General features: G+C 74.4%; 15 protein-coding genes. 9 read left to right on the forward strand and 6 right to left on the reverse strand.

Annotated elements, in window-relative coordinates; translation table 11 throughout:
- Nucleotides 1–76: 76 nt before the first annotated feature.
- Nucleotides 77–1,513: an amidase gene (locus ACFRAV_RS13330; protein ID WP_382554663.1), complete on the reverse strand. Its 1,437-nt coding sequence runs from the start codon at nt 1,511–1,513 to the stop codon at nt 77–79.
- Between the two features lie 146 nt (nt 1,514–1,659).
- Between ACFRAV_RS13330 and ACFRAV_RS13335 the strand changes: the two genes are divergently transcribed.
- The 3 genes from ACFRAV_RS13335 to ACFRAV_RS13345 all read left to right on the forward strand — a co-directional run bounded on the left by ACFRAV_RS13335 (nt 1,660) and on the right by ACFRAV_RS13345 (nt 5,613).
- Nucleotides 1,660–3,126 carry a B12-binding domain-containing radical SAM protein gene (locus ACFRAV_RS13335; RefSeq protein WP_382554666.1) on the forward strand — a complete coding sequence of 489 codons (1,467 nt, stop codon included), beginning with the start codon at nt 1,660–1,662 and terminating at the stop codon, nt 3,124–3,126.
- A 47-nt stretch (nt 3,127–3,173) separates the two neighbouring features.
- A complete protein-coding gene (locus tag ACFRAV_RS13340) occupies nt 3,174–3,926 on the forward strand; it encodes an enoyl-CoA hydratase (protein ID WP_382554669.1) in 753 nt (250 codons plus the stop codon).
- Between the two features lie 292 nt (nt 3,927–4,218).
- The gene (locus ACFRAV_RS13345; protein WP_382554672.1) at nt 4,219–5,613 is read left to right on the forward strand and encodes an alpha/beta fold hydrolase; all 1,395 of its coding nucleotides are present in this window, start codon (nt 4,219–4,221) and stop codon (nt 5,611–5,613) included.
- Between the two features lie 139 nt (nt 5,614–5,752).
- Here ACFRAV_RS13345 and ACFRAV_RS13350 read toward each other — a convergent pair whose 3' ends face one another.
- Genes ACFRAV_RS13350 through ACFRAV_RS13360 form a run of 3 tightly spaced genes read right to left on the reverse strand, consistent with a single transcriptional unit; the run spans nt 5,753 to nt 8,319 of the window.
- Entirely contained in the window at nt 5,753–6,511 is a 759-nt protein-coding gene (locus ACFRAV_RS13350) for a polysaccharide deacetylase family protein (RefSeq protein ID WP_382554674.1), read from the reverse strand.
- Nucleotides 6,508–7,464, reverse strand: coding sequence for a DMT family transporter (locus tag ACFRAV_RS13355; protein WP_382554677.1), 957 nt, complete (start codon nt 7,462–7,464; stop codon nt 6,508–6,510). Before ACFRAV_RS13355 ends, ACFRAV_RS13350 begins: the two co-directional genes overlap by 4 nt.
- A 12-nt stretch (nt 7,465–7,476) precedes the next feature.
- A complete protein-coding gene (locus ACFRAV_RS13360; protein ID WP_382554680.1) occupies nt 7,477–8,319 on the reverse strand; it encodes an SDR family NAD(P)-dependent oxidoreductase in 843 nt (280 codons plus the stop codon).
- A 229-nt stretch (nt 8,320–8,548) separates the two neighbouring features.
- On the opposite strand from ACFRAV_RS13360, the gene ACFRAV_RS13365 reads away from it, so the two are divergent.
- On the forward strand, nt 8,549–9,613 hold the full coding sequence (locus ACFRAV_RS13365) for a galactosyldiacylglycerol synthase (RefSeq protein WP_382554810.1): 1,065 nt from the start codon (nt 8,549–8,551) through the stop codon (nt 9,611–9,613).
- Nucleotides 9,614–9,838: 225 nt separating this feature from the next.
- Here the strand turns inward: ACFRAV_RS13365 and ACFRAV_RS13370 are convergent, their stop codons facing one another.
- Nucleotides 9,839–10,228: a hypothetical protein gene (locus ACFRAV_RS13370; RefSeq protein WP_382554681.1), complete on the reverse strand. Its 390-nt coding sequence runs from the start codon at nt 10,226–10,228 to the stop codon at nt 9,839–9,841.
- Nucleotides 10,229–10,356: 128 nt separating this feature from the next.
- Nucleotides 10,357–11,199, reverse strand: a complete 843-nt coding sequence (locus ACFRAV_RS13375) for an SDR family NAD(P)-dependent oxidoreductase (RefSeq protein ID WP_382554682.1) — start codon at nt 11,197–11,199, stop codon at nt 10,357–10,359.
- Nucleotides 11,200–11,329: 130 nt separating this feature from the next.
- Here ACFRAV_RS13375 and ACFRAV_RS13380 point away from each other — a divergent pair, with 130 nt between their 5' ends.
- The 5 genes from ACFRAV_RS13380 to ACFRAV_RS13400 all read left to right on the forward strand — a co-directional run bounded on the left by ACFRAV_RS13380 (nt 11,330) and on the right by ACFRAV_RS13400 (nt 14,657).
- Nucleotides 11,330–11,824, forward strand: a complete 495-nt coding sequence (locus ACFRAV_RS13380; RefSeq protein ID WP_382554685.1) for an MSMEG_6728 family protein — start codon at nt 11,330–11,332, stop codon at nt 11,822–11,824.
- A 236-nt stretch (nt 11,825–12,060) separates the two neighbouring features.
- Complete coding sequence (locus ACFRAV_RS13385; protein ID WP_382554687.1) at nt 12,061–13,314, forward strand: ATP-binding protein; 1,254 nt, start codon at nt 12,061–12,063, stop codon at nt 13,312–13,314.
- Nucleotides 13,311–13,712 (forward strand): roadblock/LC7 domain-containing protein, encoded by a 402-nt coding sequence (locus tag ACFRAV_RS13390; RefSeq protein ID WP_351117516.1) that lies wholly within the window; start codon nt 13,311–13,313, stop codon nt 13,710–13,712. Before ACFRAV_RS13385 ends, ACFRAV_RS13390 begins: the two co-directional genes overlap by 4 nt.
- On the forward strand, nt 13,709–14,083 hold the full coding sequence (locus ACFRAV_RS13395) for a DUF742 domain-containing protein (protein ID WP_351117517.1): 375 nt from the start codon (nt 13,709–13,711) through the stop codon (nt 14,081–14,083). The genes ACFRAV_RS13390 and ACFRAV_RS13395 overlap by 4 nt, the downstream gene beginning before the upstream one ends.
- Nucleotides 14,058–14,657 (forward strand): ATP/GTP-binding protein, encoded by a 600-nt coding sequence (locus ACFRAV_RS13400; protein ID WP_382554690.1) that lies wholly within the window; start codon nt 14,058–14,060, stop codon nt 14,655–14,657. Before ACFRAV_RS13395 ends, ACFRAV_RS13400 begins: the two co-directional genes overlap by 26 nt.
- Nucleotides 14,658–14,704 lie beyond the last annotated feature (47 nt).

The following is a 14,704-nucleotide window of genomic DNA, read 5'->3' on the forward strand; positions in this document are numbered from 1 at the left end:
CGGCATCAGCGTATGCAGCGCCCTCGCGCCCCGGCCCGTCCTGGTACGCCACCCGTGTCCCACGCGCCCGCCCGGGTCAGCCGTGGGCCGCCTCCAGCTCGTACGCGACCTCCAGCAGGGTCCGCTCCTCGCCGTCGCGGCCGGAGAGCATCACGCCCACCGGGAGGCCGTCCGGCGTCCGGGCGGGACCCGGAAGCGAGATCGCCGGACTGCCGCACACGTTGTTGATCGGCGTGAACGCCACGTACGTCCTCAGCCGCGTGATCAGCTCCGGGAACGGCACCGACGGCGACAGGTGCCCCAGCCGCGGCGTGGTGTGCGCCAGGACGGGGGAGAGGATCACGTCGTACCGGGCGGCCGAGTCCTCGTAGGCGTCCCGGGCCGCGCGGCGCAGACGCCGCAGCACGGCCGGCGTCGAGTGCCACTGCCGCAGGTACCGCTCCCGCAGGCCGCGGCTGAGGCCGTCCATCCGGCGGCGGTCGAAGCGCCGGTCCATCAGCAGCTTCCCCGTCGCGCCCGCCAGGAAGGCCAGCAGGCCCCAATAGGTGACGAAGTCCTCCTCGAAACGGGCGTCCAGCGGCATCCGGTACTCCTCCACCCGGTGTCCGAGGCCCTCGAGCACCGCGGCGGTCGCGGTGACCGCGGCGCGGGTCGCCCCGTCGGTGACCGTGCCGGTGGGGGAGTCCAGGAGCAGGCCCACGCGCAGCCGCCGCTCCCCGGGGCCCTCGACCCGGCCGACGGGCGGCAGTTTCGCCGCCGGCCGTGCCTGCTCGGCGGCGGCGAGGAAGGCCGCGGTGTCGCGCACGGTGCGGGTGACCGCCCCGTCCACGACCACGTCGATCGGCAGGCTGCGGCCCGTCTCGTTGGCGGCCATGCGGCCCCGGGTCGGCTTCAGCCCGACGAGGCCGCAGCAGGCGGCCGGGATCCGGATCGAGCCACCGCCGTCGTTGGCGTGCGCGATCGGCACCGCGCCGGCCGCGACCAGGGCCGCGCTGCCGCCGGAGGAACCACCCGCGGAGAACGCGGTGTTCCACGGGTTGCGGACCGGCTCGGCGTCCTCGAACTCGGTGCTGGCGTTGAACCCGAACTCCGGCAGCCGCGTCTTGCCCAGCACGGTCATCCCGGTGGCCGTGAACTGGCGGGTGAACGGGGCGTGCCGGGTGGCCGGACCGGGGACGGCGGCGGCCGTGCCGTTGCCGGTGGGCAGTCCCGCGTAGGTGGTGTTGTCCTTCACCAGCGTGGGGATGCCGGCCAGCGGCCCCCGGGTGCCCGCCCGCGCGGAGGCGATCCCGGCCTCGAAGATCGCCGTCTGCACGGCGTTGAGCCGGCCGTCCACGGCGCGTATCCGATCCGCCGCGGCCCGCGCCAGTTCCTCGGCGTCCACCTCGCCGGCCTTCAGCCGGGCGAGCAGGCCCACCATGTCGTCGGCGCCGAGCGCGTCGTCGCGGAAGGCGAGCACCGGGGCCGGCGCGCCGTCCTCCGCCGGGTCGACTGACGTGTCCGCTGTGGTCATCGGGCTCTCCATCGGTCGGCGCGGGACCCCTGCCTCCGGGGCAGGGTGAGCGTACTCGGATCATGAGAAGGCCCGGAAGTGCCTGGCAGGGACGCCTTCTCCGGGGAACGGGAACCACCGGCGCGGTTCCGGCCCTCTGGACCGGCATGCGTGTGACGATGATCCTCCCGGCACTGACCGAGGCGACCAGCCCGCTGTTCCGGCCCGTCACGTACTCGCTCTTCCCGCCCCTGGGGCTCGCCACCCTGGCCGGCTACCTGGACCCCGACGACGAGGTCACCCTGCTCGACGAGCACGTCGAGCGGATCGACCTGGAGGCCCTGGAGAGTCCGGACCTCCTGGTGGTCCAGCCCTACATCACCTCCGCGCGGCGTGCCTACGAGATCGCCGACCACTTCAGGGCGCGCGGCGTCCACGTCGCCATGGGCGGCCTGCACGTCACCTCGCTGCCCGAGGAGGCGGCCGCGCACGCGGACACCGTGTTCACCGGTCCGGGGGAGGACACCTGGCCGGTCTTCCTCGCGGACTTCCGCGCCGGCACGCCCGCGCGCCGCTACGACTCACGGCTGCGCACCCTCGAAGGGCTGCCTCCCGTCCGCCGGGACCTCATCAAGCGCCACCTGTACCTGGTCCCCAACTCCCTGGTGGTCACCCGGGGATGCCCGCACCACTGCGACTTCTGCTACAAGGACGCCTTCTTCGAGGGCGGCAGATCCTTCTACACGCAGGCGGTGGACGACGCCCTGGCGGAGATCGACCGGCTGCCCGGCCGCCACCTCTACTTCCTCGACGACCACCTCTTCGGCAACCGGCGCTTCGCCGAGGCCCTGTTCGACGGTATGGCCGGGACCGGGCGGCTGTGGCAAGCCGCCGCCACCGTCAACTCGATACTCAAGCCAGGGCTGTTGGAGAAAGCCGTGGACGCCGGGCTGCGCTCGCTGTTCGTCGGCTTCGAGACGGTCAACGAGGCGAACCTCGCCGAGCGGCGCAAGAACCAGAACATCGGAGCCGACTACGCGGCGGCGGTCCGTCGGCTGCACGACGCCGGCGTGATGGTGAACGCGAGCTTCGTCTTCGGCCTCGACCAGGACGGTCCGGACGTCTTCGACCGCACGGTCGCCTGGGCCGTCGAGCAGGGGATCGAGACGGCCACCTTCCACATCATGACTCCCTATCCGTCCACCGGGCTGTGGCGGCAGCTGGAGGGCGAAGGGCGCGTCCTGCACCGGGACTGGGACCTGTACGACACCCGGCACGTGGTCCACGAGCCGCGGGGCATGACCGCCCGGCAGCTCGAGGACGGGTACTGGAGGGCCTACCGGGACTTCTACCGCTGGTCGAACATCTGGCGCGGCGCCGCCGCGCAGCCGGGGCGCCCGGAGCGGCTCCGGCACCTCGCCTACGCGGGCGGCTGGAAGAAGTTCGAGCCCGCCTGGGACCTGCTGATCCGTTCCCGCCGGGTGGTCCGGGCGCTTCCCGCGCTGGAACGCACGCTGAGCGCCTTCGGCGGGAGACCGCCCGTCGAGGGCGCTTCGCGGGACGACCGGGTGACCGCGTCGGGAGGCGGGAGGCACGTCCACCCGGCCGCGCCGGGCGGCACGGCCGGACGGTAGGTTCCGAGCACCCGGCACCGGCCGGGCGAACCGAGGAAGGGGCGCGGATGACGAAGGTCGACCTGGTCGAGGACGAGGGCCGCTGGACGCTGACACTGGACGACCCGGACCGCCGGAACTGTCTCGACGAGACCATGTGCCGGGAGCTCGGGGAGGCCGTCGCCACGGTGGCCCACGACCCGGACGCCCGCACCCTGGTGGTCACCGGAGCCGGATCCGCCTTCTGCGCCGGGGCCGACCTGCCCGCGCTGTTCGGGGACGCCGGCCGCCCGGTCGCCGAGGTGCGTGAGCACCTGCACCGCGTGTACGAGAGCTTCCTCAGCCTGCGGGCGCTGCGGATCCCGACCGTCGCCGCGGTACAGGGGCCCGCCGTGGGCGCCGGCTTCAACCTGGCGATGGCCTGCGACGTCCGGGTGGCCGGCCCGGGCGCCCGGTTCGCGGCGACGTTCACCCGGATCGGGCTCCACCCGGGCGGCGGCTGCACCTGGTTCCTGGTCGACGCGCTGGGGGCGCAGAAGGCCCTCGCCCTGCTGCTGGACGGCGGCACGCTCGACGCGCAGACCGCGGTGCGGGAAGGGGTGGCGCTGCGCGTCGCCGAGGACCCGGTCGCGGCCGCGCACGACATGGCCGGGCGCTGGGCCGCCGTGGACCCGGCGCTGGTGCGGGACATCAAGCGGGCGGTGGGCATCGCCAGGACCGGCGACTTCGGCGCGACGCTGGAGTTCGAGTCCTGGGCCCAGGCGTCCACCGCCACCGGGGAGGAGATCCAGCGGGCGGTGGAGCGGTTCCGCAAGAACTGAGACGGCGCCCCCGGGCACCGGCGGGCTGTGCCCCCGTCGGTGCCCGGGGCGGCGGTGCTGGGCGGCGGCACAGTTCTCCCGGAGGCGCCCTTGCCGCCCTTCCCCGGGGCTCGGGACGGTGGCGGACGAACGCATTCCCCCCATCCCGCACGAGAGGTGGAGCACCGTGTTACCCAGCATCCCGCCCTCCAGCACCCCGCCCGCCGGTACCGGACCCGGCCGTGCCGATCCCTCCGGCACCGGATCGCCGGACGCCGTGTCACCGGACGGCGTGTCACCGGACGCCGCGCCGGTGAGATCTGTCCGGACGTCACTCCTCACGACCGCGTCGCGCGGCCCGATCGGCCGGATCGTCACCCTGTTCACCGCGCTGCTCATGCTCTGCGTCCTTCCGGCGCCCGCACTGGCCGGTGACCACGAGGCCGGCGGCCATGGGGCCGGTGGCCACCGGGCCGCGGGCGCCGGCACCCTCCGGCCGGTGATCTTCGTACACGGCTCGAGCGGATCCGGCGGGCAGTTCGAGACCCAGGCCCGGCGGCTGACCGGCAACGGCTTCCCGGCCCGGCTGATCGAGACCCACGAGTACGACTCGACCTTCGCCACCACCACGCCCGACGCCGTCTACGCCGCCCTGGACCGGCGGATCGACGGGCTGCTGGAGCGCAGCGGCGCCGACCGGGTCGACCTGCTCGCCCACTCGCTGGGCACCCTGCTGATGCAGGCCTACCTGCGCAGTTCGCCGGAGCGCGCCGCCAGGGTCGCCCACTACGTCAACCTCGACGGACGGACCTCGCCGGACCTGCCCGGCGGCGTCCCCACCCTCGCCATCTGGGGCGAGGGCGACCCGGCCCGCGCCGTCGGCGGGGCGCGCAACGTGTACCTCCCCGGCCAGGCCCACACCGAGACGGTCACCTCCGAGGAGACCTTCGCCGAGTTCTACCGGTTCTTCCACGGCCAGGAGCCGCGCACCACGCGGATCGTGCCGGAGCTGTCCATCACCCTCGCGGGCCGGGCCCAGCTCTTCCCCTCCAACGTGCCGGTCGAGGGCGTGCGGCTGGAGATCCACCGGGTCGACCCGCTGACGGGGGCGCGGATCGGCAGCAGGCCCGAGGCGGTGCAGGTCCTGGGGGCGGACGGCGCCTGGGGGCCCGTGCGGGCATGGGGGCAGGCCCACTACGAGTTCGCGCTGGTCTGGGACGAGAAGCACACCCATCACCTGTACTTCCCGCCGTTCCAGCGCTCCGACCACCTCGTGCGGCTGCTCACCGGCCGGCCGGGGGAGGGCATCTCCGGACAGGTGGAGACCGGCGACGGCCACGCGGCGCTCACCGTCACCCGCCAGAAGGAGTGGTGGGGCGACCAGGGCGAGGCGGGGGACACCCTCTCCGTCGAGGGCGTCCAGGTGCTGAACGCGGCGAACGCGCCGCGCACCAAGCGGACGATCGGGATGTTCGTCTTCGACGCGGGCTCGGACAAGGTCACCGATCTCTCCGCGCCGCTGCAGCCGTTCTTCCAGACGCCGTTCCTCACCGGGATGGACGTCTACCTCCCGGCGACCGCGCGCCGCGAGAGGCCGCTCACCCTGGTGTCGCACCCGCGCGGCGAGGGCGGCCGCGTCGACGTGCTGAGGGTGCCGGCCTGGCCGTCGAGCACCGACCGCGTCTCGGTCCAGTTCGACGACCACTGATCCGACGCCGTGCGGCCCCGCCCCGGTCACCCCGCCCCGGCGGACCACCCGGACAGCGCGGGGCCGCCCGGGGTCCGCGTTCCCCTCACCCCGAACTCCTCCCGACCCCGGAGGGCCCGGGACGCGCCGGCACGCCGGTTCACCCGGCCGCGCCGCCGTGCGCCCAGTGTTCGGCGAGCGGGCCGACCGACAGGCGCGCGGCGCGGCACGCGGAGACGATCTCGGGCAGGGCGGCGAGCGCCGCCCGCCAGCAGCCGGGGGCGGCCGTCCGGTCGGTGTCGTGCAGGAGCACGGTCCCGCCGCCCCGCAGGTCGGCGGCGACCTGGGCGGACACCGACGCTCCCGTCGCCGCGGGCGTCCAGTCCCGGCCCCAGGCCGTCCACAGCACGGTCCGCAGACCGGCCGTACGGGCGGCGGCCAGACGCCCGGAGGTCAGGATGCCGTAGGGCGGCCGGTACCAGCGCGGGCGACGGCCCGTCAGGTCCTCGATCGCGTCGGCCGTACGGAGGAGCGCACGCCGGTCGGCGACCGGGGCGGGCAGCCAGGGGCGCTCGTGTCCCCAGCCGTGCACCCCGAGTTCGTGTCCCCGGCCGACGGTCTCGGCCACCAGGGAGGGATGCCGTACGACGCCGTCCCCCAGGACGAAGAAGGTCGCCCTCACGCCGAGCTCGTCCAGGGCGTCGAGGAACAAGGGGGTGGACAGCGGATCCGGCCCGTCGTCGAAGGTCAGGGCCACGTGGTCCGCGCGGCCGATGCCGGCCAGACGGGGGAAGCAGGTACGGCGTACGGCGGGCAGCCAGGTGGCGGCCGGGGCGATGTGCGCCGCGGCGCAGGCGAGCGCGGGAACCAGCACCGCCGCCGTGGTCCGGAGGGCCGAAGAGCCCGGGGACGCGTTCACAGGTCGTGCTCCTCACGGTCGGGGGCGCCGCCGAAGTCCGGACCGCCCCGGTGACGAGGGCCGGCGGGCGGCGCGCCCTCCCGCCCGCCCGCTCCCGTGTCCCAGCCTCCTGCCGTCGGGAGGGCCCGCGCCAGCCCGAGACTGCCGGCGCCCATGAGCAGCACGCCCATCAGCGCGGGCGCCACACGGGCTCCGAGCGCGATCCGCTCACCGAACAGCACCCATCCCAGGGCCACGCTGGTCAGCGCGTCGCCCAGGGTCAGCGCGGGCTGCGAGGCGGCCAACGTCCCCGCCCGCAGCGCGTACTGGAGCAGCAGGAAGGCGGCGGCCCCGACGACGAGCGTCGCGTACAGGGGCCAGGTGGACATCAGGGCGCCCAGGCCGTCGCCGAGCTTTCCGGTCGTCTCCTTGAGGAGCGCGGCGGTCGCGGCGAAGCACACGGCCGACGCCAGTCCCAGCAGGGCGGCGCGCGGCGCCCCCCGTACCGTGCGGGCGGTCAGCGCGAGACCGGCCGTGACCACGGTGACCGCCAGTGCGGTCGGCAGCCACCGCCCCTCGTGGGCCGTGCTGCGTCCGGCGGTGGGAGAGGCCGCCGCCAGGAACAGCGCGAGCCCGGCGGCCAGGGCGAGGAACGCCAGGCAGGTCCTGGGCGCCGGACGCCGCCGGAAGACCATGGCGCCCACCGCCAGCGTGAAGAGCAACTCGGTGGCCAGCAACGGCTGGACGAGGGCGAGGCCGCCCAGGCTCAGGGCCCAGGCCTGGAAGACGGTGGACAGGGCGAGCATGCCGGCGCCCGCCACCCAGGCGGGGCGTCGCAGCACGCGGAGCAGCCACCGCCCGTTCTGCCGCGTCCTCGTGTCGTCCTCCGGCTCGTCCGCCGCAGCCCGCCGCTGGAGCACCGAGGCCGAGGCGTTCGACAGCGCGGCGAGCAGGGCGAGGACGACCGTGAGCACGCCGGACCGCCGTCACCCGAACACGGACGACAGGCGCCGGAACAGGGCCGGTGCGGCTCCGTGCACCCGGGCCGGAAGCCGCAGCCACCCCGGGACGTAGATCTCGTCCCGCCCCCGGGAGACCGCCGTCCAGACGGCGTCCGCGACCCGTTCGGGCGGAACCGGCCGGGGCGTCGACCGGCGGTACGGGGCCCCGCGCCGCTCGAAGAACGGCGTGTCGACGACGCCCGGCACCACATGACTGAGCCCGACCCCGGTGCCGCGCAGTTCGTACCGCAGGGCCTCGGAGAAGGCGCCCAACGCCGCCTTCGCCGCCGAGTACACGGCCTCCGCCCGTACCCCGACCACCCCCGCCAGGGATCCGACGAGGACGACGCGCCCACGGCCCTCCCGCACCATGTGGGGCACGACCTGCCGCACCAGACGCAGCGTGGCCAGGAGGTCCGTCTCGATGACCTCCTCGAGGGCGGAGGCGGGCATGGTGACGAAGTCCCCGGCCCAGCCGACGCCCGCGCCCGCCACCAGCAGGTCCACCCGGCCCACCCGGTCGAGGGCGAAACCGGTCAGCCGCTCCTCCGCCCCGGGCGTGGTGAGATCGGCCGGGAAGTACGACGCCCCGGTCGGCCGAGCGACCTCCCGCAGGCGTGCCGCGTCCCTCCCGTTGAGGACGAGGTCCCACCCTTCGGCCGACAGGCGGCGCGCCACCGCGGCGCCGATCCCCGAGGAGGCGCCCGTCACCACCGCCGTGTGCGCCCGCCCGCCCGGGGCGGGACGCTCCGCCGAGGGACGCGGCCGCGACCCGCGTATCGAGGTGGACGCGACGTTGCCGGTGCCTGCCTGGGGAGCGTGGGACATGGCTGGACCTCTGTGGTGGGAAGGATGCCCGAGGGGTGCCGGGACGCATCGGCGATCGGACGCAGGGCGATCTCCGAGCGACCTGGGTCTGCTCCGTCAAACCTAGACCAAATGTCGCATGTGTGGGAATCCGGGCATTCTTCTTCTCGTGCGTACCCCACACCTTTCGCGGCACCGCCGTCCCACGCCGGAGCGCGAGGCGCTGCAGATGCTGATCCTCAGCGCGGGCATGGGAGCCGGCCACGACACCGTGGCCCACGAACTCGCCCGCCGTGCCCGCGAGCAGGGGCACCAGGTCCAGGTCCTCGACCTGCTGCGGTTGTTGCCCCTCGGGACGGGGGCCGCGCTCCGCGTCTTCTACCAGGCGGTGGTGCGGCACGTCCCCTGGGTCTACGCCGCCCTCTACCGCGTGTTCCTGCGCCCCGGGCCGGGGCGCCGTCCCAGCGGCGTCCCCCTCGCCCGTCTGGCCGCCACCCGCCTGACCGGCATCGCGCGGCGGACGGGCGCCGACGTGGTGGTGCCCGTCTTCCACCTGGCCGCACAGCTGACGGGACACCTCAGGGAGCGGGACGCCCTGCCCTGCCCCAGCGTGGTCCTGCTCGTCGACTTCGCCGTCCACCGGCAGTGGCTGCACCCCGGCAACGACCTGTACCTCTGCCTCACCGAACGGGCCGCGCGGGAGGTGCGCGGGAGCGTCGACGTGCCCGTCCGGGTGACCGGACCCGTCGTGGCGCCCGGCTTCCGTGAGCCGGCCGCCGGCGCCCCGCTCTGGCGCCGGCGCTTCGACGACCACGCGCCCGGACGCCCGCCCGTCCTGCTCTCGGCCGGCGCCTGGGGTGCCGCCGAGGGCATGGAGGCGACCGCACGGCGGCTGGCCGGCGCCGGTTTCCTGCCGGTCGTCCTGTGCGGGCGCAACGAGCGTCTGCGGGAGCGCATGGCCCGCGTGCCCGGCGTGCTGGTCCTCGACTGGGTCACCGACATGCCCGGACTGCTCGGCGCGGTCCGCGTCCTGATCGACAACGCGGCCGGGCAGACCGCGGTGCAGGCCCTGGCCGCCGGACTGCCGGTGGTGGCGCACCGCCCCCTGCCCGGTCACGGCGAGGCGGGTGTACGCCGCATGGCGCAACTCGGCGTGTCGGTCCACGCGCCCGACGCCGCGGCCCTGCTGCGCGCGGTGGAGCGACTGTCGCGGGACGGCGCCGAGCGGGACCGCCTCGTCGCGCGGGGCCGTGCGCTGTTCCGGGAGGACGCCCTGGCGCGTGTGGTGTCCGCGGCCCGAGCCGTCACCGCCTGAACGGCCGCCGCGCGCACCCCCGCTGCGTAGCCGTCAGCGGGACCCTGTCTGTCGGCCGGCCCGGGGCGGCAGGACGGCCCGGACCGAACGGCCCGCCCGCCCCTGACGGCCCGCGTCCTTGACGGCCCCCGCCCTGGACGCCGTCGGGCCCACCGGCCCGGGACGCGGCGCGGGGGCCGGTCCGCCCGACGGCGGTCCGGCCCCCGGCACCGGGAACCACGGCGGTCAGCCGCGCTTGCGGCGGACGACCATCCAGACGAGGGCGACACCGGCACCGGCCATGACGGCGGTGCGGTAGCGGCCCACGAGCATCGCGGTGCGCACCGCGGTGACGGCCTGGGTGGCACCCGTGCGCACCGGGGCGGGCACGGACTGGCCCACCTTGCCGGTGACGCCGACCGCACGGGTCTTCAGCTCGCCCGCGCGGGCGGAGACCTGCGGGGCGAGCTCGGCGGCCTTCTCCCGCGCCTTGGCCGTGGTGCCCGAGAGGGCGGCCGTGGCGCGCGCGGTCGACGCCTGGGCCGTGCGGCCCAGCTTCTTCCCGCTCTCACCGGCCTGCCCGCCCAGGCCCTTGAGCCCGGAGGTGAACCGTTCCTTCTGCTGCAACCTGCTCACGAGCGGCACTCCGATCACTGTGGGTGGATGATCCGGGGAGGCCCGTCGGCCTGGGCCGAGGGCACCCTCTTCATCCCCTGATGGCCGCGATCGCCGCGCTCACACCCCTCAGGACCGGACACATCCGCTCAGTACCGCGGCAGCGCCGGCGCCCTGCGGTGGGCGAGCACGTCCGCGCGGGCCGCCATCAGGTGCCCGCCGAACTCGTCGTTCAGCAGGTAGAACTCGCCCCTGGCGGACTGCTCGAAGAAGATCCGGGCCGCCTCCAGCGGGTCCATCGCGGTGTCGTTCAGCTGCAGCATCTGGGCGCGGTGGCCCTCCGCCGCCGCGACGTCGCCGCTGTCCTCGGCGCCGCCCGCCGCCTGGAAGATGTTGGACGCGACGGCCCCGGGCAGCACCGCCTGGACGTGGACGTGGTCCCCGTGGCCCGCCGCCTGGACCTCCAGGCTCAGGCACTCGGCCAGCGCCAGCACCGCGTGCTTGCTGACGATGTACGGCGCCTGCAGCGGCGCGGCGCCCACGCCGCCGACCGAGGAGAGGTTCCAGACCCACGACTGCCCGGGCTCGGCCATCAGGTGGGGCAGGAACGCGCGGACGCCGTGGAAGGCCCCGTCGACGTTGACGGACATGACGCGCCGCCAGTTCTCGACCGGGGTGTCCCACAGGTACCCGAACTGCTCGACGCCCGCGTTGTTGACCAGCAGCCGCACCGGACCCGCCTCGGCCAGCGTCCGCTCCGCCAGCCGGGCGACCGCCTCGGCGTCCCGGACGTCGCACTCGACGTCGATCGCCCGGGCCCCGGCCGCCTCCAGCTCCTCGCGCAGCGCGGCCACGGCGCCCGCGTCCACGTCGGCCAGCACGACGGTCATCCCCAGCTCGGTGGCGGCGTAGCGGGCCAGCCCCGCGCCGATCCCCGAACCGGCCCCCGTGATCACGGCGACCCCGCCGCCGAACAGCTCCTGAACGCTCATGCTTCCTCCCCTTGTCCGGTGTCCGCTTCCCCGCGCCCGAACTGTAGATCATGGAAATCACCGTCCGCCGGACGGGTGAACCGAAGGAACGGCCGGGCTGCCCGGGGCGCTGCCGGGTAGTCGGCACCGCGTGCAGACCTTCCTCCCGTACCGGGACTTCCGGCGGTCCGCGCTGGCTCTCGACCGGCGCCGGCTCGGCAAGCAGCGGGTCGAGGCCCTCCAGGTCTTCCGCGCCCTCACGGTGCCGGGGTACGGCTGGCAGCACCACCCGGCGGTGCGCATGTGGGCGGGCTACGAGGAGGCCCTGGTCCGCTACGGGCTCGAGGTCTGCCGGGTGTGGCAGGAGCAGGGTCGGCCGGACACCTGCGCCGACTCCCTGACCGCCGAGTACGCCACGCTCCGCCCCGACGCCCCGCGGGCCCGGGTGCAGAAGGCGCTCGCCGAGGCGGCCGAACTCCCGCCCTGGCTGGGCGACAAGGCCTTCCATCGCAGTCACCGCTCGGCGCTGCTGCGCAAGGACCCGCAGGAGTACGCGGAGCGGTTCCCCGGCGTCCCCGACGACATCCCGTACCTGTGGCCCGGATCCGACCGCGACCCTAAGCGGAATGGATCAACAGGCGCATGACAAAAGGAGAGTGACGGGGCAGCGGGTTCAACTGCGCCCCTTCGCGATCTTGTTGTGATGTGCGCTACGAGGCTGCTACGTCCACGTATGCCCTGAAGTGGGGGCCCTTGTGGAGATAGTTGGTACCTCCATCTACTGCTAGGGTGACAGCGCCTTCGCCGGTTGACGATGTGTCAAACGGAATGGGTCGTGCGGCCGCAGGACCGCTGTCAGGAACGCGACGTGAAGAGAGTCGGATGACGTCTTTGCTCCGGGATCCACTCCTGTGGATCCTGCTGGTGGTGCTCGCGGTCGCCGCAGTCGCGGTCACCCGGGCGCGTCGGACCAACATGGCGCTGCGCGTCCAGGAGGACGCCCTGCGGCGGGAGCTCGGGGCGGAGAAGTCCGAGCGGGCGCTGCTGCGCAGCGAGACGACGGCGCTCGAACACCGTCACCGCGAGGCGCTCGCCGAGGTCCGCCAGGAGGCCGAGGAGGAGACCAAGTCCGTCCTCAAGGCCGCGATGCGCACCCTTCAGGTGCTGGCCGACGAGCAGCAGCTGATCATCGACCGCACCCAGAAGAACTACGGCGACGATCCCGGCGTGGTGGCCGACCTGATGGAGATCGACCACGCCAACAGCCAGTTCAACCGCCGTGCCCAGGGCATCGCGGTGCTCTGCGGGGGCTGGCTGGGTCGCCGTGAGCACCCGGCCTCGGTCTTCGACGTGGTGCGCAGCGCCCAGGGCCGCGTCCGCCACTTCGACCGGGTGGAGATCAACGCCCAGGTGAACGTGACGGTCGTCAGCAAGGCCGTGGAGCCCCTGGCGGTGGTGCTCGCCGAGCTGCTGGCCAACGCCACCAACTACAGCGCCCCCGAGACGCCGGTCGTGGTCGGCATCCAGGCGGTGCCCAACGGGGTCTGCCTGATCGTCGACGACTACGGCGTCGGCATGAGCCAGGAGGAGAAGGACCGTGCCGCCGCTCTGCTCTCCCCGCAGGGGCCGGTGGATCTGCTCGCGCTGGGCAACCCGCCCAAGTTCGGCTTCGCCGTCTCCGGAGTCCTCGCCGCCCGTTACGGCTTCCGTGTCTCCGTCGACACGCCCTCCCCGTACGGCGGGGTGCGCGCGGTCGTCCTGCTGCCGGGAGACCTCCTGACCTCCGACGACGCCGCCCCCGCCTCGGCCGGCGGAGCGCGTGGGAAGACCCCGGCGGTCGCCGCCCGGCGCCGTCGCGACCCCGACCCCGCCCCCGCCGTCGTCCCGACCGCGGCCACCCGCCCGGTGGGCACCACCGCCGGAGGCCTGCCCAAGCGGCGCCGCGTGGCGGCGGAGCGGATGACGGCGCGCACGTCCCTGACCGACGCCGGCCCGCCCGGGCCGCCGGAGCAGCCGCGGCACGACGACCCGGCCGGTGACAGCAGCGAGACCACCGCCTCACGGCTCGGGGCCTTCGCCCGGGGCACCGCGCGCGGACGGGACACGACCAACTCGGAAGGATCGGAAGAGCAGTGAACGACCAGCTTTCCTGGGTGCTGGACGACGTCCTGACGGTGCGCGGGGCCCGGCACGCGATCCTCGTCTCCGCCGACGGACTCCTGATGGAGCGGTCAGGCGGCATCGAGCGGGACGACGCGGAGAAGAACGCGGCCGCCATGAGCAGCATGCAGTCCCTCAGCCGCGCCGTCGCGCCCTTCGTCGGAGGCGGCGACGGCACCTGGAAGCAGACGCTGATCGAGTACGACGGCGGCTGGATCTTCCTCATCGCGGCAGGCAGCGGCGCCTACCTCGCCGCCTCCGCCGCACTCGACGTGGACATGGAGACCATGTCCTTCCGGATGCAGAAGCAGGTCGCCGCCCTGGGGAAGGCCATGACCTCGCCGGCGCGCCAGGACGCCGGTGCCGAGGCATGACGAGGCCCCCCGAGGACGACCTGGTGACCGGGGACTTCGTCCGGTCCTACGTCATCACCGGTGGGCGGCGGCTGCCGGCCTCGACGGACCTGTCGCTCCACACCCTGGTCACCCTGGCGCCGGACCGGGAACTGCCCCGGCGGGCCGGTCCCGAGGTCCGCGCCATCTGGGACATCTGCGGCGGCGGCTACCTCTCGGTGGCGGAGGTGGCCGCCCACCTGGGCCTGCCGACCGCCGTCGCCCGGCTGCTGCTGACCGATCTCGCCGAACAAGGGCATCTGCTGCGCCGTGCCGCACCGCCGCCGGCCCAAGCCGTTGACCGAGGGACCCTCGAAGAGGTGCTGCATGGACTCCACGCGCTGTTCGGCTGACCGGCCGGCCGCCACGTACCTCCCGGCCGGCGTCCGGAGGGCCGTCAAGATCGTCGTCGTGGGGCACTTCGGCGTCGGCAAGACGACCTTCATCGGCAGCCTCTCCGAGATCGAGCCGCTGCACACCGAGGAGCGGATGACCGCTGCCTCGGCCCCCGTCGACGACCTCAGCGGGGCGGGCGCCAAGCAGACCACCACCGTCGCCCTGGACTTCGGCCGCATCACCCTCAGCGAGGAACTGGTCCTCTACCTGTTCGGCACCCCCGGGCAGCAGCGGTTCGTGCAGCTGTGGGAGGACATGACGGTGGGGGCCCTCGGGGCGCTCCTGCTGGTCGACCCGGCGCGCCTGGAGGCCACCTTCCCGGTCATCGACCTGGTGGAGAGCTTCGGCCTGGAGTACGCGGTTGCGGTCAACAGCTTCGACCCGTCGGTGCGTCACGAGGCGAGCGAGATCAGGGAGGCGCTCGACCTGCTCCCCGACACGCCCGTCGTCCACTGCGACGCCCGGGACGTCGCCTCCTCCGCCGAGGCACTGATGGAACTCGTCCGGCACCTGCTCAGCCGCACGGGCTGAGCGGGAGCACCCCTTCTTCCCCGTCCCGTCCAGACCCGGTCCGCGAG

Origin of the sequence: Streptomyces sp. NPDC056600, assembly GCF_042792855.1 — a bacterium.
Classification (GTDB): domain Bacteria; phylum Actinomycetota; class Actinomycetes; order Streptomycetales; family Streptomycetaceae; genus Streptomyces.

Excerpts from the sequence above, each read along its gene's own strand:
- ACFRAV_RS13360 (WP_382554680.1), bottom strand. The coding sequence starts at position 8,319 with ATGTCCCACGCTCCCCAGGCAGGCACCGGCAACGTCGCGTCCACCTCG.
- ACFRAV_RS13400 (WP_382554690.1), top strand. The coding sequence starts at position 14,058 with ATGGACTCCACGCGCTGTTCGGCTGACCGGCCGGCCGCCACGTACCTC.
- ACFRAV_RS13385 (WP_382554687.1), top strand. The coding sequence starts at position 12,061 with ATGACGTCTTTGCTCCGGGATCCACTCCTGTGGATCCTGCTGGTGGTG.
- ACFRAV_RS13330 (WP_382554663.1), bottom strand. The coding sequence starts at position 1,513 with ATGACCACAGCGGACACGTCAGTCGACCCGGCGGAGGACGGCGCGCCG.
- ACFRAV_RS13335 (WP_382554666.1), top strand. The coding sequence starts at position 1,660 with ATGCGTGTGACGATGATCCTCCCGGCACTGACCGAGGCGACCAGCCCG.
- ACFRAV_RS13375 (WP_382554682.1), bottom strand. The coding sequence starts at position 11,199 with ATGAGCGTTCAGGAGCTGTTCGGCGGCGGGGTCGCCGTGATCACGGGG.
- ACFRAV_RS13340 (WP_382554669.1), top strand. The coding sequence starts at position 3,174 with ATGACGAAGGTCGACCTGGTCGAGGACGAGGGCCGCTGGACGCTGACA.
- ACFRAV_RS13395 (WP_351117517.1), top strand. The coding sequence starts at position 13,709 with ATGACGAGGCCCCCCGAGGACGACCTGGTGACCGGGGACTTCGTCCGG.
- ACFRAV_RS13365 (WP_382554810.1), top strand. The coding sequence starts at position 8,549 with ATGGGAGCCGGCCACGACACCGTGGCCCACGAACTCGCCCGCCGTGCC.